The 22,070-nt window shown below is 45.1% G+C and carries 19 protein-coding genes and 1 riboswitch; of the genes, 18 read left to right on the top strand and 1 reads right to left on the bottom strand.

The window, feature by feature from the left end:
* Nucleotides 1-8 precede the first annotated feature (8 nt).
* Nucleotides 9-977 (bottom strand): Gfo/Idh/MocA family oxidoreductase, encoded by a 969-nt coding sequence (locus MHH50_RS29795; protein ID WP_076278259.1) that lies wholly within the window; start codon nucleotides 975-977, stop codon nucleotides 9-11.
* Nucleotides 978-1,174: 197 nt separating this feature from the next.
* Between MHH50_RS29795 and MHH50_RS29790 the strand changes: the two genes are divergently transcribed.
* From MHH50_RS29790 to MHH50_RS29705, 18 genes are all read left to right on the top strand, one after another.
* Nucleotides 1,175-2,122, top strand: coding sequence for a sugar-binding transcriptional regulator (locus MHH50_RS29790; RefSeq protein WP_076278260.1), 948 nt, complete (start codon nucleotides 1,175-1,177; stop codon nucleotides 2,120-2,122).
* Nucleotides 2,123-2,282: 160 nt separating this feature from the next.
* Nucleotides 2,283-2,386, top strand: a riboswitch (purine riboswitch).
* A gap of 168 nt (nucleotides 2,387-2,554) precedes the next feature.
* Entirely contained in the window at nucleotides 2,555-3,169 is a 615-nt protein-coding gene (locus MHH50_RS29785) for a xanthine phosphoribosyltransferase (protein WP_036682464.1), read from the top strand.
* Nucleotides 3,163-4,482 (top strand): nucleobase:cation symporter-2 family protein, encoded by a 1,320-nt coding sequence (locus MHH50_RS29780; protein WP_036682206.1) that lies wholly within the window; start codon nucleotides 3,163-3,165, stop codon nucleotides 4,480-4,482. Before MHH50_RS29785 ends, MHH50_RS29780 begins: the two co-directional genes overlap by 7 nt.
* Before the next feature lie 211 nt (nucleotides 4,483-4,693).
* Complete coding sequence (locus MHH50_RS29775) at nucleotides 4,694-5,992, top strand: SLC13 family permease (RefSeq protein ID WP_076124103.1); 1,299 nt, start codon at nucleotides 4,694-4,696, stop codon at nucleotides 5,990-5,992.
* Between the two features lie 33 nt (nucleotides 5,993-6,025).
* Complete coding sequence (locus MHH50_RS29770; protein ID WP_076132736.1) at nucleotides 6,026-7,177, top strand: glycerate kinase; 1,152 nt, start codon at nucleotides 6,026-6,028, stop codon at nucleotides 7,175-7,177.
* A gap of 109 nt (nucleotides 7,178-7,286) precedes the next feature.
* Nucleotides 7,287-8,321 carry a sugar diacid recognition domain-containing protein gene (locus MHH50_RS29765; protein WP_076181893.1) on the top strand — a complete coding sequence of 345 codons (1,035 nt, stop codon included), beginning with the start codon at nucleotides 7,287-7,289 and terminating at the stop codon, nucleotides 8,319-8,321.
* 92 nt (nucleotides 8,322-8,413) lie between these two features.
* The gene (locus MHH50_RS29760) at nucleotides 8,414-9,769 is read left to right on the top strand and encodes an MFS transporter (RefSeq protein ID WP_254848694.1); all 1,356 of its coding nucleotides are present in this window, start codon (nucleotides 8,414-8,416) and stop codon (nucleotides 9,767-9,769) included.
* A gap of 79 nt (nucleotides 9,770-9,848) precedes the next feature.
* Complete coding sequence (locus MHH50_RS29755; RefSeq protein WP_232061479.1) at nucleotides 9,849-10,055, top strand: hypothetical protein; 207 nt, start codon at nucleotides 9,849-9,851, stop codon at nucleotides 10,053-10,055.
* A gap of 28 nt (nucleotides 10,056-10,083) precedes the next feature.
* Nucleotides 10,084-10,773 carry a hypothetical protein gene (locus MHH50_RS29750; RefSeq protein WP_076124098.1) on the top strand — a complete coding sequence of 230 codons (690 nt, stop codon included), beginning with the start codon at nucleotides 10,084-10,086 and terminating at the stop codon, nucleotides 10,771-10,773.
* Nucleotides 10,770-11,972: a glutathionylspermidine synthase family protein gene (locus tag MHH50_RS29745; protein ID WP_076278261.1), complete on the top strand. Its 1,203-nt coding sequence runs from the start codon at nucleotides 10,770-10,772 to the stop codon at nucleotides 11,970-11,972. The genes MHH50_RS29750 and MHH50_RS29745 overlap by 4 nt, the downstream gene beginning before the upstream one ends.
* A 69-nt stretch (nucleotides 11,973-12,041) precedes the next feature.
* Entirely contained in the window at nucleotides 12,042-12,635 is a 594-nt protein-coding gene (locus MHH50_RS29740; RefSeq protein WP_232061559.1) for a hypothetical protein, read from the top strand.
* Nucleotides 12,632-13,024 (top strand): DUF350 domain-containing protein, encoded by a 393-nt coding sequence (locus MHH50_RS29735; RefSeq protein ID WP_038573772.1) that lies wholly within the window; start codon nucleotides 12,632-12,634, stop codon nucleotides 13,022-13,024. The genes MHH50_RS29740 and MHH50_RS29735 overlap by 4 nt, the downstream gene beginning before the upstream one ends.
* Nucleotides 13,025-13,141: 117 nt before the next feature.
* Nucleotides 13,142-14,125: an ion channel gene (locus MHH50_RS29730; RefSeq protein ID WP_339281506.1), complete on the top strand. Its 984-nt coding sequence runs from the start codon at nucleotides 13,142-13,144 to the stop codon at nucleotides 14,123-14,125.
* Between the two features lie 137 nt (nucleotides 14,126-14,262).
* Nucleotides 14,263-16,308, top strand: a complete 2,046-nt coding sequence (locus tag MHH50_RS29725; RefSeq protein WP_076278262.1) for a catalase — start codon at nucleotides 14,263-14,265, stop codon at nucleotides 16,306-16,308.
* A 169-nt stretch (nucleotides 16,309-16,477) separates the two neighbouring features.
* The gene (locus MHH50_RS29720) at nucleotides 16,478-17,632 is read left to right on the top strand and encodes a glycosyl hydrolase family 8 (RefSeq protein ID WP_340033798.1); all 1,155 of its coding nucleotides are present in this window, start codon (nucleotides 16,478-16,480) and stop codon (nucleotides 17,630-17,632) included.
* Between the two features lie 31 nt (nucleotides 17,633-17,663).
* A complete protein-coding gene (locus MHH50_RS29715) occupies nucleotides 17,664-19,217 on the top strand; it encodes a hypothetical protein (protein ID WP_076124090.1) in 1,554 nt (517 codons plus the stop codon).
* Nucleotides 19,214-20,767, top strand: a complete 1,554-nt coding sequence (locus MHH50_RS29710; RefSeq protein WP_340033797.1) for a hypothetical protein — start codon at nucleotides 19,214-19,216, stop codon at nucleotides 20,765-20,767. The genes MHH50_RS29715 and MHH50_RS29710 overlap by 4 nt, the downstream gene beginning before the upstream one ends.
* Before the next feature lie 28 nt (nucleotides 20,768-20,795).
* A complete protein-coding gene (locus MHH50_RS29705) occupies nucleotides 20,796-22,046 on the top strand; it encodes a glycosyltransferase family 2 protein (RefSeq protein ID WP_036682179.1) in 1,251 nt (416 codons plus the stop codon).
* The last annotated feature ends 24 nt before the right edge of the window (nucleotides 22,047-22,070 follow it).

The raw sequence follows: 22,070 nt of genomic DNA, 5'->3' as shown, positions 1-22,070 counted from the left end.
CGGTTTATTTATTCAAAGCTATATTTGATCCCCCATTGCTCCCGGACATTGCTCATAATGTCCATGACATCCAAGGAGAGGTTGAGGGTCTCTTTATGGCTTTTATCTGCAATATACCGCTGCATATCTTCAATCTCGTATTGCAAAGCTTTGGCTGTATCTCCAGCTTCAATCGTCTCTACTGTGCCATCCAAATATTGAATGGTGGCTTTGCTGGCCCGCGGGAAATTGTCTACGGTAATAAATCCGAGTTCTCCTGCAACCACCCCCCGTTTAGGCATTTTGGAGCGCATTGTAAGGGAGATTACCGCCATTTCATCTGCCGCATTGTTAAGAATAATACCGGATTGCTCGTCCACTCCTGTCTCGAATTGTTTTACCGTAGTAAGAATCTCATGGGGCTGTTTGGACAGGAAGAATCTTGTGAAGGACAGCGCATATGTCCCAATATCCAGCAGTGCTCCGCCCGCCAGATCTTTGCTGAAGAAACGGTTGTTCACATCATATTCTTTATGGCTGCCAAAGGAGACCTGCACCATTTTGAGGCGCCCGATGATGCCGTCATCAATGATCTGCCGCAGTTTCTTATACAGTGGCATATGGTAGATGGTCATAGCTTCGGCCACAACCAGATCCTTTTCAGCGGCAAGTCGGGTGACTTCTTGAAGTTGTTTGCTGTTCACCGTGATTGCTTTTTCGCAGAGAACATGTTTGTTATTCTGTAAGCTTTCAATGATGTATTCATAATGATTGCTATGTGGCGTAGAGATGTACACTACATCAATTGCAGGATCTTGCAGCATTTCACTGTAACTGCCATAAGCTTTCGTGGCTCCATATTGATTAGCGAATTGTTGTGCTTTCTCCAAGCTTCGCGACCCAACCGCATACAACGTTCCTCCCGTTTCATTCAGCGCAGCCGCAAATTCGGCAGCTATACTTCCTGGACCGACAATTGCCCACTTTAAAGGGTTCATTTCCAGCACCTCACTTGTTTGATTTTTTGTTTTTATTTAGAGATACCTTGATTCCATCTGAACCATTCATCTTCATAAAAGTTTTAATATTAAGCACATTTGTGCATTATAATAATAAATGTGCAAAACAATCGTCTACAGTATAGCGGGGGGGGTCTAAATCCGTCAAACTGTTGAATACGCGGGGGCGTTGTAACATGGATCGAAAAGAAGATAAGAAGCTGCTTATTAAAATAGCACAAATGTATTATGAACATAATTTAACGCAGAGTGAAATCTCCAGCCAACTTGGTATATATCGTACCACCATCAGCAGGATGCTAAAGAGGGTACGTGAAGAAGGGATCGTTACAATAACTATTAATTACGATACTGGCGATCATTTTACATTGGAGCAGGAGCTGAAGGAGCGGTTCGGGCTACGGGAAGCCATTGTTGTGGAGGTAGATCCTGCACAGTCCAGCACGATTAAACGCAAAGCTATAGGACAAGCCTGTGCGAGATGGCTCGAGCAAGTGCTTCTCCCGAAAGATACGATTGGGTTTTCTTGGGGAAGCAGCTTAGCTAGCGTTGTAGAAAGCCTAACACAAGCCCAGAGACCTTTTGTAACCTGTGTACCTACGGTCGGCGGCCCATCAGGAAAGATGGAGAGCGGGTACCATGTAAATAACATCTGTTATCAAGCTGCTCTAAAATGGGGTGCGCGCTCGTTAATGATTGATGTTCCAGCGATCACGGAGCAAAAGGAAACTAGAGATCAACTGATGAATTCCCAGTATTATCAGACCATTGCCAAGGCGTGGGACCATCTGGATATCGCTGTGTTCGGCATCGGATCGCCGGAAATGAAAGGGGAAGAGGCGTGGCGCGGTTTTTATGGTGATGCAGTGATTGCTGAGCTGGAGAATGGAAAGGTCGCTGGTGATATCTGTTCACGATTCTATGATGGCAACGGGATTCCCGTGCATACCGGAATATCGGATCGAACACTGACCATTGAGCTGGAGCAAATTAAGCAAGCACGGTATTCGATTGGTGTAGCGGAGTCACTTGAGAAGGTAACGGGGATCCTTGGGGCACTAAATGGGGGTTATATGAATGTACTTGTAACGACCCAAGAAACAGCGCAGAAGATATTGGAGTAGTAACTACTAAATGTAAACAATTGAATTTCGTGAAAATAACCTGAAAATGGCATGCAAATTGCTTAAAATTTTGCTTGTAAGCACCAGACAGAGCGTGTAAGATATACAAGGTATTCATTTTGAACATTTATAAAAATATAAGTTTCACATTATACATTATCCTTATATTTGCTTGTCAACTCATATAATCTTGGGAATATGGCCCATAAGTTTCTACCGGATAACCACTGTAATTATCCGACTATGAGTGAAATAGCGCATCTAGGGTTCCGCTTCCTGACTATGGAAGGACTGGACCGAGCGATGCGGACACTATGCAGTGTTACACCACTAAGGGACAAAAACCCAGAAGGACAAATTCACTTGAGAGAAACGACTCAAGGGATTTGTCCTTTTTTTGTTTTTAATTCAGAAGGAGAGATCAAGTTTACTATGAAGGTACTTCAAGAGCGCATCAGACAAGAGGGTCTTATTTTATCAGATACGGTACTAAAGGTAGATTCATTTCTGAATCATCAGGTGGATACGGAGCTTGCCTTACAAATTGGACAGGAGTTCAAGCGGTTGTTCGGACATTTGCCTATCACTAAAATCATCACTATTGAAGCGAGTGGCATTCAATTTGCCATGGCTACGGCCATCGCCTTAGGCGTACCGTTTGTATATGCGAAGAAGAAGAAAGCAGTGACCTTATCTGAAGCGGTCTATTCCGCGCCGGTACATTCTTTTACACGCAAAGAGGATTATATGGTTAGTGTCTCGCAAAAATATATCGGACCAAGCGATAAGGTGCTTATTGTAGATGACTTTTTGGCTACTGGTGCTGCTCTTGTTGGACTGGTTGATATCGTGCAAGAGGCTGGCGCTGAACTCCTTGGCGTTGGTTGTGTGATTGAAAAATGCTTCCAAGAAGGCCGGAGTCTACTCGAGGATAGAGGGATAGAAGTCCATGCTTTAGCCCGGATTACATCTATGTCACCAGGTGAAATTCACTTCATTGATAATGAAAGTTCAAAAGAGCCAATCAAGGAGAGTGCGAGATGTTAAGCAAGAAAAAAGTATTTGCGTTAGGATTTCAGCATGTACTGGCGATGTATGCCGGAGCAGTTGTTGTTCCGCTGATCGTAGGGAACGCGCTGAACCTGAATGCCACCCAAATGGCCTATCTTATCGCAGCTGATTTGTTTACTTGCGGGTTAGCTACTTTGCTGCAGATTATGGGCACTAAGTATTTTGGCAGCAGGCTGCCGGTTATTCTTGGATGTACCTTTACGGCAGTAGGGCCGATTATCGCTATCGGCAGTGCCAACAATTTGGCGACGGTGTACGGAGCAATTATTTTATCTGGTTTATTCGTGGTACTGGCGGCCCCCCTTTATGGGAAGCTGCTGAGGTTTTTCCCAACGATAGTAACGGGCTCAGTCGTGACCATTATTGGGTTATCTCTTATTCCTGTAGCTATGAATAGCGTAGCTGGCGGAGAAGGCAGCGCTGATTTTGGGAATCCCCGCAATTTGTTGCTTGCACTGATCACGCTGCTGGTCATTTTAGCGGTTAACCGTTTTACTACAGGATTTCTTCGCTCGGTCTCTGTCTTGATAGGTCTTTTAGTGGGTACAATTATTGCTTATGGAATGGGCATTGTTAGTTTCTCTACAGTAGGTGAAGCCTCTTGGGTAAGTGTTGCACAGCCTTTCTACTTCGGATGGCCTCAGTTCAATCTTACGGCTATTTTCACTATGATCATTGTTAATATTGTTAGTATGGTGGAGTCCACAGGTGTTTACTTTGCGATTGGTAAAGTGACGGATCAGAAAGTGGAACAAAAGCAGATCGTAAACGGGCTGCGTTCAGAAGGTTTGGCGATTATGCTGGGCGGGATCTTTAATGCATTTCCGTACACAGCATTTTCGCAAAATGTAGGTCTGGTCTCGCTGACTCGGGTCAAAACTCGGAATGTTATTTTTGCAGCCGGTGGGATTATGGTTGTGCTTGGACTACTGCCTAAATTGGCGGCTCTGACAACAGTTATTCCCAATGCCGTACTGGGTGGAGCGATGATCGTGATGTTCGGATCGGTTGCTGTTTCCGGGATGTCGATTCTGTCAGAGGTAGATCTGCGTAAGGATGGTAATCTGCTGATTGCCGCTTGTAGTATCGCTGTTGGTTTGGGTTCGGCAACTGTACCTGCAATGTTCGATCAATTGCCTGAATTCGCTCGGATGCTGCTGCAAAACGGTATCGTATCCGGTTCCCTTACAGCGATTGTGCTGAATATCTTCCTCTCGAAGACAAAGGATAATGTTCTGGCAGAAGATCCTGCTGCCCCTGTTCTAACGAAAGAAACTCAAGTTTCTTAATACGTCTAATTCATGTTAAAAGACCAAGCTCTGGTGTGCTGAAACCTAAGCTTGGTCTTTTTCTCATGCTCAGAGCTTGTGCATATGCACAAAAAAATAGGTTGTCCCGTCAATATTATTGGGTTTGTAAGCGCAGTATACTCAGTTTAGAAAGCGTTATCAAATTACACACTGTATAGTGTCAAATTCTTATACTAGGGGGCAACTAGAGATGGAAGGCACAGTAATTAACTGGATGGGCGCGATTGCGGGATTGATTCTGGCCGTCGTATTGATTTTCAAAAAGGTTAACCCGGTCTACGCACTCTTTTTAGGCGCGATTGCCGGAGGGATATTAGGCGGGGCATCCATTGCAGAGACAGTACAATATATCATCGACGGAACGAATAGTGTTATGGGGGCAGTTGTACGTGTACTCGCGGCTGGTGTGCTGGCCGGGGTATTGATTGAATCAGGGGCAGCCGAACGAATGGCCGAGACCATAGTAGATAAGCTTGGCGAAAAGAAAGCGTTATTATCTATAGCGCTGGCAACTATGATTATTACAGCGGTAGGCGTATTCATCACAGTCGCTATCATTATTGTCGCTCCAATCGCTTTGTCCGTAGGTAAGAAGATCGGCATTTCCAAAACCGCTTTGCTGCTCGCACTGGTCGGTGGCGGTAAAGCCGGTAACATTATTTCACCGAACCCGAACACCATTGCCGTAGCTAAAGGCTTTGATGTAGATTTGGCTCAGGTCATGATTCATGGATTCATCCCAGCCATTGCGGGTCTGATTGTCACTGTTATTATTGCTAATCTGCTGGTCAACAAAGGTGTGAAAATTGCAGAGGGCGACGTTGTAACTAAAGAGGAAGACAGTACTAAGGTTAAACCTAGCTTTGGCCGTGCCATCGTCGCTCCAGTTGTCGCTATTTTACTTCTAGCCATTAACCCAATCGGAAATATTCTAAATATTGAATTGCTGAAATCATTTAAAGTCGATTCTATGATCATCTTGCCTCTTGCCGGCATTATTGGATTGATTGCTATGAAACAAACGAAGAACATCATTTCTTTTACAACCTCAGGGTTAAATAAAATGACAGGTACAGCCATTATCCTGATAGGTGCTGGTGCTATCGCTGGTATTATCTCGAAATCGGATTTGAGTGCTACTGTTGTAGATGCAATAACGGCTATGGGGATTTCCGGAACGTTCCTTGCGCCAATTGCAGGGATCCTGATGGCGGCTGCTACAGCATCAACCTCTACGGCTTCTATCGTGGCTGCCGGATCATTTGGTCCCGCTATTCTTTCGATGGGCACAGCGCCGCTAAATGCAGCAATTATGGTGCACACCGGGGCTACAGTCATTGACCATCTGCCACACGGTAACTTCTTCCACGTGACCGCTGATTCCGTTAAGATGAACATTAAGGACCGGATGTCACTGATTCCTTATGAAAGTCTCGTGGGTCTGACGATGGCTATCGTCGCCACTATATTATACGGCTTCATCCTATAATTTATATTTGCAACTAGAAGGGACGGATATTCTATGAATAAAGACTTTGTCATCGTATTGGCACCGGATTCTTTCAAGGAAAGTATGACAGCCAAAGAAGCTTGTGAAGCCATGGAAAAAGGCATTCATAAAGTAAATTCTAATATTACTTGTATTCATGTACCCATGGCAGATGGCGGCGAAGGAACGATGCAGTCCTTGGTCGATGCAACGGAAGGTACAGTATATATAACAAAAGTTAAAGGGCCACTGGGCAATGAAGTTAGCGCATCCTACGGAATCACAGGAGACGGGCTGACAGGGGTGCTGGAAATGGCTAGTGCGAGTGGCATTCAGCTGGTATCCCCAGAGACACGTAACCCGTTGATTACAACTACCTACGGGACAGGACAATTAATCAAAGCATGTCTGGATCGTGGGGTCAGCAAGCTGCTGATCGGTATCGGTGGCAGTGCCACCAATGACGGAGGCGCCGGGATGGTGCAGGCATTAGGCGGCAGGCTGCTGGATGCCGAAGGCAATGAGCTGTTGTTTGGTGGTGGTGAGCTCGGCAGATTAGCCCGTATTGATCTGAGTGGATTTGACCCTCGCCTTAAGGATGTACAGGTTGAAGTGGCCTGCGACGTTACGAATCCATTATGTGGTCCGACTGGGGCTTCCAATGTATTTGGTCCGCAAAAAGGGGCTACTTCGGATATGATCAAACAGCTGGACAGCAATCTGCATCATTATGCGAGTGTCATCAAAGAGCAATTGGGTTTCGATATTATAGATATGCCTGGTGCTGGTGCGGCGGGTGGCCTTGGGGCAGGACTGGTGGTGTTCTTAAACGGAATATTAAAAAAAGGCATTGAGCTTGTGATCGACTATACTGGACTTGAAGAAAAAGTGCAGCAGGCGGACATGGTGTGGACCGGGGAAGGAAGCATCGATTTCCAGACCCAATATGGCAAGACTCCGCTTGGCGTTGCTGAGGTAGCTAAGAAATATAATAAACCTGTGCTGGCTTTTGCGGGACGGATCGGCGATCAGACGGAAGTGCTGTATGATAAAGGGATTGATGCTATTTTTGGGATCATGCCAGGTGCAGCTTCATTGGAGGATGCCTTGAATAAAGGGCAAGAGAATCTGGAAAGAACGGCTGAGAATGTGGCTAGGTTAGTCATGTTGAACCAAGGAAGCTGATTGAATTATACAAAGTGATAGAGGGGCTGACTGAACGGAGTCAGCCCCTTTTTTCTTTTTTAAGGTAGAAGCTTTCTGAGTAGAATATAAAGGGACAGGAGGTACAGACATGAAGATATCGAAATCACTCGCAGGACAAATAGCACAAGAAATGATGAGCGTAGTTCCTTATAACATTAATGTTATGGATGAGAGCGGCTTTATTGTAGGAAGCGGAGATCTGAAACGGGTCGGAACCTTACATGAGGGAGCGAGAATAGCCATTCAAAGTGGGCATGTCTTTGAAGTGTACGAGGATGGCAGCGGCATGAAGCCGGGGGTGAATGAACCCATTATTATAGATCATAAAGTTTTGGGTGTGGTAGGTATTACGGGACATCCAGATGAGGTTAGGCCGTTTAGTAAGCTGGTCAGAGTCACTACTATATTACTTATTGAGCAGGAAGCAAGGAACAAGCTGGAACAGGATGAGCGAGTAAAACGTGTGAAATTTTATCATGAATTGTCTTATCGTAAAGAAGCATATGATCTTGAGTTTCTGGAACGGGCGGGCAGCTATGGGCTTGATCTTAAGAAAAAATGCTGGGCGATCCTAGTGGAAGGCGATGTGAACGGAAAAGAATTCAAAAATGTATTTAGGTCCTATCCACATTACTGGAATTTGGAGAATGATAAGGCGGTTTTTTTTATAACGGATGTTTTTCTTTATAAAGAGCTCATAGGAAAACTAAATTCATGTGCGAATGTGGGGCGAATAGGTTCTGGCGAAGCAGAGGAGTTAGCTGCTTATTCACTTGAACAGGCCCAGGCGGCGATTAGTGTTGGTAGTAGAGTCGACCCGCTCAAGATACTGTACACTTATGAAGAACTAAGATTCTTAATTCATCTCTCCTATGACGGGGCAGAACGGCCCGGGACGATTTATGCTCTACTGGATCAGTCGGGCGATAAGACAGGCCTGATTGAAACACTGCAAGTATTTATTGCTGAGAATGGGGACCATAATCGTACTGTACAGAAGCTGAATATTCACCGAAATACACTGAACTACCGGCTTAATCGCATTCATACATTAACGGGCAAAAATCCACGCAACTACATGGAGTTGTTTGAATTGTTGTGCGGATTGATGTGGCGTAAGTAGTCTAAATCCCCCTATTCCAATTGCCATCCTGATTTTATAGGCATAAACTTAGATAAGCTTGTATAGATAAATTAGGACAGGGATGGATAGGAATGAATGAGAAAGTAGTAATGAATGATAAAGTAGTCATGCCATTATGGACCATGTGCCTTTTTATCGTAGTGATGAACACAACGATGTTTAATGTATCACTTCCAACCATTATTCAGGATCTCCAAATTTCTGCTGATCTAGGTTCATGGGTAATTTCGAGCTATTCGATTGGATATGCTTTATCGACGGTTATTTATAGCCGCTTATCAGACGTGGTGCCGATTCGGAGACTTTTGACCGTTGGCTTAATTACTCTCGGGTTGGCCTCAGTGTTTGGATTATTTGCGCATGACTTTAATACATTATTGATAACGAGAATAGTACAATCTGCTGGCGCGGGTGCGATGGCTGGATTGGGTCTCGTACTGGCTAGCCGTTATGTGCCTATTGAAAGACGTGGTGCGGCTATCGCCATGATCTCCGCAGGGAGTGCAATGGCCTTTGGTTTGGGCCCGATTTTTGGTGGTGTCATCAGTCAGTATTTTGGCTGGAATGGGTTATTCGGAATTACTTGCCTTGTGCTTGTTGTATTGCCAGTACTACTGCGGTTATTACCTAAGGAACAGCCGAAGCCTGCAAGCTTTGATGTTATTGGGGCGGCGCTGACCGTTGTAAATGCAGCAAGTCTGCTGGTAGCCGTAACCACCCAATCTCTGGTATGGTTGGCAGTGGGCGTAGTGTCTATTATCGTGCACGCTTGGTATTTGAAGAAGGCGAAGGAATCCTTTATTAACCCGCAGCTGCTAAAAATGCCGGGATACTTGAAGCTAGTTACCATAGGCTTTTGTATTCTGGTGCTGAACTTGGGGAATTTGTTCCTGATGCCGCTTGTGCTCGCTAATCTGTTTGGTAAATCCGCGTTGATGATTGGTTTGTTTATCGCACCAGGTGCGTTATTATCCGCATTTCTTACCCGTTTTGTTGGACGTTTTATTGACCGGTATGGCAACTTGCGCTTCTTAATCATAGGGCATTGTATTCTTGCCGCTGTTATGGCTGCATTTGCGCTGAACCTTTCTGTATCTCCTGTAGTTCTTCTGCTTGGTTATCTTTGCTTCTCTCCGGCCTTCTCGGCGACAATGGCATCCTTAAATAATGAAGCTTCTCGGGTTCTTCCGCGAACTTGGATTGGTTCAGGTATGGGGCTTTTACAACTGATTCAGTTCTTTGGAGGTTCTGTATCTGTTGCGGTCTGTGGGCTGTTGCTGCATGCTCAGCGTGATCTTGCGCCGGCAAAAGCCTATGAGCATGTATACGGACTGTTGCTCCTTGTCAGCTTGTGTTCGTTAGGAGTTCTCCTTTTATATAGACGTTCTTATTCCAAAAGTAATGCTGGGCAATCTATACAAGCTTAGAACTGAAACGAAAAGGTGATAAAAACGTATCAGATGCTATAGCAGATATAAGGAAGGAATGGTAATAATGGATAACGGGATGAGTGTAGTTTTAATCGAAAAAATGCCAGAAGGTGATCTACGAGTGATTGAAGAGCGTACGTGGAGCATGAATATGATAACTGCACTTGAACATGTCAATTATATAGTGGTGGGCAGTAAGGAATATGAGGCGGTTGAAGGACGACTGAATGTGGATGAGGGCAAGCTGGAGCTTTTGCTTGTTCCGATGCACACTGAGGGATAGAAGATCATCAGGGAAGGAGAACCTTACGATGGCTAAAGAAGAAAGGGATAAGGAATTGCCTGCATCAAAATTATTTACCGCAGATGGCAAACCCATCCGTGTATTATCAACATCGCTAGGCATAGCCTTATTAGCGAATGCTATGTTTATTCCTGGCGGAGCGGGGGCTAGCGCGAATACTTCTGCGGGCGAACCACAGCTAGTCTCTTGGTCTAATGAAGAGGTTAAAGCTTATTTTGATAAAAATGTGGATTGGAATATTCCCTACCCCGAAGAAGGTACGAAAGAGGTAGAGGAGCAAGGCCAAGGCGTAGTAACTTCAAACGGAACAACGGTAGTGAATAACTATGGCGGTTATCATTCAGGTTTTGGCTGGACGGATTTGCTTCTGTATCACATGTTGTTTAACAGCGGTGCCAATTACTCCTCCAGAGGATGGGCTAAGGACCGTCCTACCTATTATGGAGGCACGAGAACCACTTATAAACCACCTACTTATAGCAGCGAAAAGTTCCAGAATAAAAAGGTGCCCGGTTCTGTAGTGAAACCTAAAACCTCAACCTCATCCACGGGTTCCATCACGAGAAGAGGTTCCTCTTCAAAGAACGGAATCGGTGGCACTTCCAGTGGCTTAAACTCTTCGAAGAACTCTAAATCAAGCTCAGGCTCGAAATCTTCATCGAGATCTGGTTCCAGCAAGAGTGGTTTCGGCGGATGAGTGATCAGCAGAGCGTGTTTGAGATTCTAGATTTGTCTGATCTGGAGCGGGGCCCACGGGTACAAGCGCTGCATGAGCTTGGGTTCACTTGGGCAGATCTAGAGGAAGAAGAGTACTGGATGGATGCAATAGCTGTGATGCGCAGCGACATTTATAAAGAGCTTGAGGAAGCCTCCGCAAAGCTGTGGGCTATCCTCGATAAAGCGGTTCGGTATATACATCTAAAACGCGATTTGTATGAGCTGCTGGGCATTCCTCCTGTTCTTTGGGAGATGCTTGATGGGTTTCCTATTCCGGAAGAAGGTCTAATCAGTCGGTATGCAAGGTTCGATTTTGCGATAGCTAATGATGGAACCATCAAGCTTCTGGAACTGAATGCCGATACACCTACAGGTTATGTGGAGGCTTCCATAGCAACACCTTGGATCTGTGAACAGGCGGGTGTGACTAGTCCAAATCATGCGATGAAGGAACAACTTGCCGCAGCCTGGCAGATAGAACGACCAGATACCGCAGCTTGTGTTGCTTATGGCTCTCATCTTGAAGATTCGGGTACGATTGAAGCCTTGGCCAGACATAGCGGGCTTACTATTCAGTGTGTGGATTGTCTCGATCTGTGGGTCGATGAGGGCATTTTGAAGGACGGGGAGGACCGGGTGATAAAGCGGATGTTCGCCCTATATCCTAAAGAGTGGATGGCCGTCGATGAGGGTGGAGATGCACTTGCCTATGCTGTTGAACAGGGAAATCTTCAGCTTTTTAATGGACCACACAGTATCCTGTTGCAGTCTAAGGGATTGATTGCAGCTGTATGGGGAATGTATGAGCTTGGCTTATTATTTGACAATGAAGAGCGTGAAGCGATCTCACGTTATATTTTGCCGACTTATAATAAGCCTGTGTTCTCTGGCAGCTTTGTGTCCAAATCTGTATTTGGCCGCGAAGGCGGTTCTGTACGTCTCTTTGACGATAGTGGAACTCTAGAAATTGAGGACGAAGAGGGTTATGATAGCAGTCAGCTTTTTCCCTCTGTATATCAAAAAAGAGCTGAACTAGCCCGAATACACACCGCCAAAGGTGAATTCCACCTACTGACAGGCATGTTCGTCATTAATGGGAAGCCGTGTGGGCTGCTCGGCCGGGCTGGCGGACTGATTACGGGCAATGCCAGTCATTTTATCGCGTTGGGAGTGAGATAGTTGGATAAAAGTAAGGCTATAAACAAGTCGTCTACCAGATTAGTAAAGGCCCGGATCGGGGCTTTATGTATGATGCTTCTAACGGTATTGCTGCTTAGTGCATGTTCCAGTAATCAGGGGAGTGTGTTTGATTCAGGCACTGCCGAAACTTCTGACAGTGTTGCACGGGTACCTTGGGATTACCGGGTTGTGGAGAGTACTGTAGGTGATCTAATTGGTAGTGATATGACGGTGTTGCCGGATAATGAGCTGCTGCCGAATGATGAGAATTATGCTACTGGCGATAAAATATGGACACTGCAGTTCATGGACGCTGAGCTGATCACAGATGCCGACCAACGCAATGAAGTCCGCCTCTCTTCCTGGACGACCATTAAATCGTATCCCGATGAAAAAACAGCAGTCGAGGATCTTACCAACCTTAAGGTATCGGTAACTACAGATGTTGATCTTGTAGGAGTATACAAGACAAAATATAATGAGAAGACAAGAAACTTTGCCGTCCTCGAGCTGCCTTCCGGCAACCGGATCAAGCAGCCGATAGACGATGAGCGTTATGCAGCATTAGAGAAAGAAAAGACCGCTTCCGTAGTCCTTGAGGAAGTACATGATTTCGCCGATTATGACTCGGCATATGCGAAATTTCGGGGGTGGGCAAAGTGACGATTGTTGTTAATTTAATAGTCAGTATATTTGTGATTATTCTTCTGCAATTGTTGGGTATGGTTATCTTTGGCTTGATGACCCCGTTCAAGGATATGGAAGAGCTGAAAAAAGGGAATGTGGCTGTAGCTCTAGCGCTTGGAGGCAAATTTCTCGCTACAGCAATTATCATTGGAGTAGCGGCGTATACGAATACCTCTATTCTGCATATGATCATTTGGTTTGCTGTCGGTTATGTGTGCCTCATCGCTGCTTATTGGATTTTTGAATTGGCGACCCCAAGCTTTAAAATTTCAGAACATCTGGAAAAAGGTAATGTGGCAGTAGGCACCATGCTCTGCTTGGTGTTTATCGGCACAGCATTTGCAGTCAGCAGTTTGATTGTTTAGTTCACAAATCGCAGATGGACATGGATAAGGCTGCCCTCAGTAATAACCTCGAGAGGCAGCTTTATTAATGTGAGGAAGGGATGGCAGATGCATTTTTTTCTGAGAATATCCACCAGGATGATGCGTTTACGCAAACGGTCGATCGGTCTGATTATTTTGATCTTTATAATTCTTAGCGCATCGATAGCTTACCTGCTTGAACCGAGTACATTCCACAACTGGTTTAATGCCTTCTATTGGGTTATGACAACGATGGCTACCGTTGGGTATGGGGATTATTTTGCCGAGACGGTAGTTGGTAAGCTATTCACCATGTTTCTATATATTTTTGGGATTGGTCTTCTCAGCTTGGTTATTGGCAAGGTCATTGACTCTATTGCAGAGGTGCAGAGAAGGAGAGGAGCAGGAACTTTGAGCTTCCGGGGAAAGGATCATGTGATATTAATCAATTGGAGTAAGAAAGCGCAAGCTGCGGTAGATGAGGTGTTATGCTATTCACCTAAATGTCATATCGTCATCATTGATGAGATAGGACGGCATCCGCTGGAGCATATGGAACAGGTCCACTTTGTAAGCGGTGATGCTTCCAGCGATGAGATTCTCCTTAAAGCTAACATACACGAAGCCAGGGCAGCCATTGTGTTCGGAGACACACGGATTGATGAAGCATCGCTAATTGACGGGAAATCTCTGCTTATCGCCTCCAGCATTGAGCGCATAGCGCCACAAGTACATACTACCGTAGAAATTATGCAGGAGAAGAATATACAGAATTTCAGGCATGTTCAGGTCAATGAATTCGTTCTGTCGCATGATGCCATTTCTAGATTGGCTGTCCGATCCGCTCTGCAAGAGGGGAATTCAGAGGTGATTACGCAGCTGCTGAGCCGCCAGTATGGGGATGATATTTATGAGATTCCAGTGAATAGTGCATGGAAGACCTATGGGCAGGCGTTTCAGGAATTGCTCCTTCAAGGTGCAACTTTACTCTCGGATCGTAGTGACCTTAGCATCAATCGCAAGCTGGACCAGCCTATTCCTAAAGAGGCTAGATTATATATTGTTTCGGATGAAGAGACGTATCGGAGAATTAAAGGTTAGGTCAGTGATAAGCGAGTAAAGCGGATTTTCGGGAGAATGGCTTCTCGGAATTCCGCTTCTTTTTGTTTGCCGTTCCTTCCTTAAGGGTAAGAGATGAATATTATCGTTACTCTACCTTTCGGAAGGAGCCATTGTTAATGAGTGAACAGCAAAAAGTGAACGGAAATAGCAAAAATGAGCAACTGGAACAGTTTCGCAGTAAGGACGAAGGTCACGCTTTAACAACCAATCAGGGATTGAAAGTGTCCGAGGATGAGTTCTCCCTAAAAGCCGGTGACCGGGGGCCAACCTTGCTGGAGGATTTTCATTTTCGGGAAAAAATGACCCATTTCGATCACGAGCGGATTCCTGAGCGGATCGTGCATGCACGCGGATTTGCCGCCCACGGGGAGTTTGAAGTATATAAATCGTTGAAAGAATATACGAAGGCGAAATTCCTTCAAGATCCGTCCGTGAAGACCCCGGTGTTTGTCCGGTTCTCAACGGTAGCAGGATCACGGGGTTCAGCCGAAACTGTGCGGGATGCCCGGGGCTTCTCGACCAAATTTTATACCGAAGAAGGCAATTATGATTTGGTAGGCAATAATATGCCGGTCTTTTTTATACAGGATGCGATTAAATTCCCTGATCTAGTGCATGCGCTTAAGCCGGAGCCGCATAATGAAATGCCTCAGGCAGCATCAGCCCATGATACCTTCTGGGATTTCATCGCCAATAATCAGGAATCGGCCCATATGGCGATGTGGCTGATGTCTGACCGCGCCATTCCACGCAGCTTCCGGATGATGGAAGGGTTTGCAGTTCACACCTTCCGTCTGATCAATGAACAGGGGAAAGCGCATTTTGTTAAATTTCATTGGAAACCAGTACTTGGTGTACATTCTTTGGTGTGGGATGAAGCACAGAAAATATCCGGAGCGGATCCTGACTTTCACCGCCGTGATTTATGGGAATCGATTGAAGCCGGCAACTTTCCGGAATACGAGCTGGGCATTCAGCTTCTTAGTGAAGAAGACGAATTCAAGTTTGATTTCGATGTGCTGGACCCTACAAAGCTATGGCCAGAGGAAGACGTGCCCGTGCAGATCGTTGGGAAAATGACCTTGAACCGCAACGTGGATAATGTTTTTGCCGAAACGGAGCAGGTGGCTTTCCACCCCGGACATGTAGTGCCAGGGATTGATTTCACCAATGACCCCCTACTTCAGGGCAGATTGTTCTCTTATACGGATACCCAGCTGATTCGGCTTGGGGGTCCTAACTTTCATGAATTGCCGATTAATAGACCGGTGTGTCCTTTCCACAACAACCAGCGTGACGGATATGGGCGGCAGACGATTAATCAGGGCACTGTGAGTTATCATAATAATTCTCTGGCCCAAAATACGCCGAGACCTGTCCCAGAGGCTGAAGGCGGTTATGTGCATTATCAAGAAAAGGTTGAGGGCCGTAAGGTACGCAGCCGGAGTAAAAGCTTTGAGGATCATTTTTCACAAGCCAAGTTATTCTGGAATAGTATGAGCCCTCCGGAACAATTGCATATTATCGAAGCTTATTCTTTTGAGCTTGGAAAGGTTAAGAGTAAGTCGGTCCGACAGCAGGTCGTAAATATGCTTGCTAACATTACCTCCGAGCTTGCTGTACCTGTGGCAGAAGCCATTGGAGTAGCGGCTCCAGAAGTTGGCGGTTCCGAGGTCACTCAAGCTTCCCCTGCCTTAAGTCAGGCTAATACGAAAAAACATCCCAACACGCGGAAAGTAGGCGTGATTATCGGAGATGGTTTTGATGAAGCTGCGGTAATGCCTGTGTTGGACACGCTTATGGGAGCTGGGATACAACCGGAGCTAATCAGTGATAAGCTTGGATTTATTAAAGGCTCAAGCGGCACAGAGCTTGAAGTCATCCATACCTTGTCCACTACAGATTCGGTGCTCTTCGATGCGATTTATGCGGCTGGTGGAAATGCGGAACGCAAGAAATTCCATAAAGATGCAGCGTTATTCCTCAACCAAGCCTATGCACATTTTAAACCTATCGCGATGACGACAATACTTGCTGAGCTGCTTGCAACAGATGAACATAGAAGCAGTCCGGGAGTCATAATAGGCGATGGTGGGGAAGTTTTCGCGGCTAGCTTCGTTGCAGCCATTACTGCCCATCGTTTTTGGGAACGTATGGAATAAAGTAAGTAGATGACAGAAAAAGGAGGATCTGCTCGTCAGAAGGCGTGTGGATGCCTCTTTTTTTCATCTAATGGTTTCATAAATTTAACATTTGGATTAAGGATGTGATGTATATTACCGTTATAGATAATACTAGGCAATATAAGCAGATGCTTAGGGAGGTGATTTTTTGAGGAAAGAGATAGCTGTTGCTGTAGTGGTACTTACAGGTTTTACAGCATTAACAGCATGTGAGCAAACAGCAATACCGGCATCAACACCCTCGCCCTCCGCAAATGTTCATACAACAGAGCCACCGAATCCTACGGGTTCGGCTAATAATGATATGGGGGACCCTTCACAGGAATTGGATGCTTTAGAGCAATTTATTGTTACGAAGCTTACCGGCTCGTCCGGTGTTTATACGAATTTAATTGAAACAGAGCAATCCGGAGAAGCAGCAAGCGGCCATGAGATTCTAAGTGAGTCTGCCTCTCTGAGGATGCTGGCAGCCGTACGGAGTGGTGAGAAAGAGCGATTTACAGAAGAATGGGCGCTGGCTAAGCAAACCTTTGATATGAAGGGTGGTTTTAGCTACCGATATAGCCCTAAACAGCAGAAATTATATCCTGTGAATGCTGCCGTTGATGACTTACGTATCATTCGTGCGCTTTATGAAGCGGGGGATACGTTTAGAGATAAACAATATACAGAAGGAGCGGCTAAGTATGGTGAGAGGTTTTATAACTATAATGTAAAAAATGGATATATGTATGACTTCTATGATGAAAATTACAAAAAAACCAACACATTCGTTACTTTATGTTATATTGATTTAGGTACAATGCAAAAATTGTCGGTTTCTGGAGAATCTCGTGACTTTTTGTTGAATAATATGAGCGTTATTCTGAAAGATGGATATTTATCAGATGAGTTTCCCTTCTATGAAACAAGGTTTAATTATGAGAGTGGAACCTATAGTTCGGAGAATATCAATACAGTAGAATCGCTACTGTCTATTCTGGCTTTGGCAGAGGTAGACCAGCAGAAATCCTCCAGCATTAATTTTATCAAGCAGCAGGTCGAGGCTGGCACATTATATGGACAATATTCGCGTGAGGGAAAGCCGCTTAACGATATTCGCTCAACAGCCATTTACGCCATTACGGCTATGATTGGTGCCGAGATCGGAGACGATGCACTCTATCGCAAAAGCATTGAAAGAATGAACGAGTTCAGAATAACCGATGCCGGCAGCTCACTGTATGGAGGCTTCGGCGATGTAGCTAGTGGCCAAGCCTATTCCTTTGACAATCTGATGGCAGCATTGGCCTATGTCTATTAATTTAAACCTATAGTAACGAAGGTGAATCTGCATGATAAACAACACGGTGAAATCACCTCTGAGGCAGGGGATGACACTCGCTAACCTACCGTTGCCATTGTCCCCGGCTTTTATCACTGCTGTTGGAGTGTTGCTTATAACCATCATCGCCTTATTTACCGCCCCGTATGTCGGAATGGCGGATAATGGTGATTTTTTTCGCAGCATCTATAGTAACGGAATTTATTTCAATCTGCCGGATTATGACGAGCAATACTTTGGTTATTTTGTAAAGCAATATGGAATCTTTCAATATTTTAATGAGAATGGCGCGACATTATTTTCTTCACAGTCCCTATTTATTCAGCTGGCCATTGGACTTAATAAGCTGTTTTTTAGCAGCGAGGTTTTCGATATCCGGTTTCAAGCAGTCATTTACACGATTTTATATGCTGCGGCGATCTACTTATTAATAGAGGCTATTACATGGGGGATGACCCGCAAGCAGGGATGGGTCACTGCAGGTATTGCTATTTTTATATTTGGAGATACCGGGTATACCGCTTATTTCAACTCCTTTTACGGCGAGAGCGTCGTGATGATCACGATGATTACTATGTTCGCAGCTTGGTTGTTGTTATATCAAAAAAGATACAATGACTATGTGCTGCTGGCCCTGTTCTTGATCAGTACGATCATCCTGACTACTTCCAAACAGCAAAATGCGCCAGTGGGTATAATCATTGCGGTTCTGGGGTGTTCAATCCTTTGGATTCGCAGGGATAAGATCTTTCGTATTCTGACCCTGGTTTCCCTTGCCTTGATCCTGTTCGCAGGTGTGTTCACTTATTTGAATATCTCGGATGAATTCGTGAATATTAACCAGTTCCATGCCATGACCCGAGGGGTGCTGAAGGATTCCTCCGATCCGGAGAAGGCATTGAAGTCATTCGATATTGATGAACAATATGCCATCTTGAAAAATAGCATTTACTACGAGAAATACGGAACTATTGATGTGAATTCGCCGATCCTCCAAGAGAACTTTTACAGTCGTTACGGATTTGTTTCGATCCTTAAATACTATATATCGAATCCGGATCAGCTTAACTCGATTCTTAATGTAGCTGCTCAAAGTGCATTCTCGATTAAACCAGCGGCGATGGGCAATTACGAGCAATCTGTTGGGAAGGAATTTCGAGCACAGAGTCACTTTTTTACTGGATACAGTCAGCTGAAAAAAGCTTTAGCACCACGAACGATAGGTTTTATCTTCCTTTGGACAGTGCTTGTCATCGGTCTGTATATGCCTTCCTTTGTAACAGCCATTAAGGCACGCAATTTTAGAGGATTGCAGCGGATGGTATTGATTGTCGCTACGATAGGCATTGGTCTTTCAGGCATTTTTGTATCGATTATCGGTGCCGGTGATGCCGACATTTCCAAGCATGAATTCTTGTTCACTTTATCTTTTGATTTGGTGACCTTTCTGACAGTATCTAGTGTGATCGGACGCAGATTCTCCAAAAATCGCAAAAAGCCGGTTAACGAGAGCCCCACCATGTCTAGTCCATTTACAAAGCCTCAAAAGGATGTGAGTGTTTGAAGCGCAGAGGGATCTTATACTGTATATTGCTGCTGACGCTGAGTTTAACCATCCTATTGCTTCCCGCCACTCCTGTTCAATCTGCTGCATCGCCACAACAAGTCTTACTGCTCTATGATAGCCTTGCCAAGGGGACCTCTAAGGATGGAAATGTGACTGAACTTCAACGTCTGCTGGCAGCTTACTCGACAAAGGTTACACTTCGAAGCCTAGATCAATACGAGCAGGGGATGCTGAAAAATTACTCCAGAGTGATCATGGTCCGTAACGAAGCGGATATTTCGATCACGAATAAATCCTACATAGAGGATTGGGAGCATTATCAGGGGCAGTATTTGCATATCGGGTACAACCCACCCGCTAGTCTAACGAAGGCGTTACAGCTAACCACTGATGTGATCTATGACGGGAGTGCTGAGCTCGAAATTGGACAGTTCTCCGGAATTCAAGCTAAGGTGCAGGATATGCCTTATATTGTAGCGAGTCAGGCGGTCAAATCCTTTGGGAAACTCTCTTTTGCGGAGGAGGGTCTGCAAGCACCGTACGCTGTGAGTAAGGGGAATGATACATATGCCCCATATTTTGAACAAGGGAATATCAGTACGCTAGGAATGGCGTATGTTCTGAAGGATTGGCTACATATCACTGCTGCTGCTCCTAAAATGTACCTTGCGATCAAAGAAATCTATCCTTTCTCCGATCTGCGACTGCTGGCAGAAACGGGTGAGCGGCTGTATCAACTGGGGATTCCGTTTCTTGCAAGTGTGCGGCCTGTGTTCAGCAATACCGACTATCCGGCCATGCAGCGTTATTTAGTGGCTATGAAAAGTGTGCAATCCAGCAATGGAAGCATTCTGGTCAATGCCCCAGTGGTGATGCCAACGATAAGCTCCGGTGACCATACGCTTAAAGGAAAGATGAATGATTTCATCAATCTGTTGGCCGAAAACGGGCTTGGGCCGCTTGGAGTCGGAGCGGAAATGCATTGGTCGTATGACAAAGAGTATTCAGAAGCGGGGATGAGCTTTTTTGATTCTGTGGTGTTATATCCAGATGAACAGATTGATTATATGGAGCAGAGCGACACCTCTAAATCCTTTCCATCCTCTTTATATAGCGTTCCGCTGGAATTTCTTCAAGCTTTGCATACATCCAATAAAGTGATACCGCATTTGCCGATGGATACTGTAATCACCGTCGACATGCCCGAGGATGAGCGTCAGCTTGAAGAAATGCTGCAAAGTCTGGAACGGAATTGGGTTTCTTTTGCCGATTATAAGCAAGAAGAGCATCAGGTCGTTACTGATCAGAACACAATCTCCTCATTAGATGGAATGATTTCTATTAATGGACAACCTCTAAGCCTGGACTATACACCGGAAACAGTGGATAGCGATTATCGCTACACAGAGGAGCAGCAAAAGAGCTTCACCCGACTTTTTAATATTCAGAATCAATTTTTTATTGTTGTGATCATGATTTCTCTGCTGCTGTTTGGCGGATTGTTGATGATCGGATACCGGTTATATCGCAGAAAGTTTTTGAAATGAGACAACTAATCGTGATTTGGAGGACCCTATGACGATTTCAGACGTGCTGATGGTGATTGCGGTGATCTGTATTTGGTCTCTGCTGCTGGTGAATGTGACCCTCATTATCGCGGGCTATCTATATTACATTAAATCCGAAAATGAGGATATACCAGAGATAGAGGGCGAATATCCTTTTGTTTCAATTATGGTTCCCGCTCACAATGAGGGGGTAGTGATTTGTAAGACGGTTGAATCTCTGCTGGCGCTGGATTATCCGCAAGATCGGTATGAGATTATTGTGATTAATGATAACTCCTCTGATAACAGTGCCGAGCTGCTTGCGGGCATACAATCCCGAAATCCGGGGCGTCAGCTGGTAGTCATTAATACGGATGCAGTTACAGGAGGCAAAGGCAAATCCAATGCCTTGAATATAGGCTTTACCAGCTGTAAAGGGGAGCTAATCGCCATTTATGATGCCGACAATACTCCGGAGAAAACAGCTTTGCGTTATCTGGTTGCTGAGATCATGCATGATTCCAGCCTCGGTGCGGTGATTGGGAAGTTCCGGACCCGTAATCGTGATGCAAGTTTACTGACCCGGTTCATTAATATTGAGACCTTATCCTTTCAATGGATGGCTCAAGCGGGACGCTGGAAGCTGTTCAAGCTTTGCACTATTCCGGGAACCAATTTCATTATGCGCAGGTCAATTGTGGAAAGCATCGGTGGTTGGGATGTTAAAGCGATAGCCGAGGATACAGAAATCAGCTTCCGGATTTATATGATGGGTTACCAAATCAAGTTCCAGCCGAAATCCGTCACGTGGGAGCAGGAACCACAGACCCTGAAGGTCTGGTTCAAGCAGCGAACCCGCTGGGCGAAGGGCAATATTTATGTCATTGTCAAAAATATTCCGCTGCTGTTCAATAAATCGGCCGCAAAGGTGCGGTTCGATATTCTTTATTTTCTATCCATTTACTTCTTACTGCTGCTGTCGTTAATCACCTCGGATGTGCTGCTGATTCTGCATGCTTTGGGTTATGTGCATACTACTATTGCAGGTCTTAGTAATTTCTTATGGCTGCTCGCTATTATTCTTTTCGTTGTGGGGACCTTCATCACGCTAACGACAGAAAAGGGCGAGATGAGCTTGTCCAATCTAGGGATTGTAATGTTGATGTATGTGTCTTATTGCCAGCTGTGGATGGTTGTCGCGGCTAACGGATTATATCTATATCTGAAAGACCTCATCTTCAAAAGAGAAGCCAAATGGTATAAGACGGAGCGCTACTAACGAGGCACCAAAAAGTCATATGAG

The sequence above is a fragment of the Paenibacillus sp. FSL H3-0302 genome, from assembly GCF_037982245.1.
Lineage (GTDB): Bacteria > Bacillota > Bacilli > Paenibacillales > Paenibacillaceae > Paenibacillus_AQ > Paenibacillus_AQ odorifer.
Note: the sequence above shows the minus strand (reverse complement) of the source record. Positions and strands in the feature narration are given on the sequence as shown.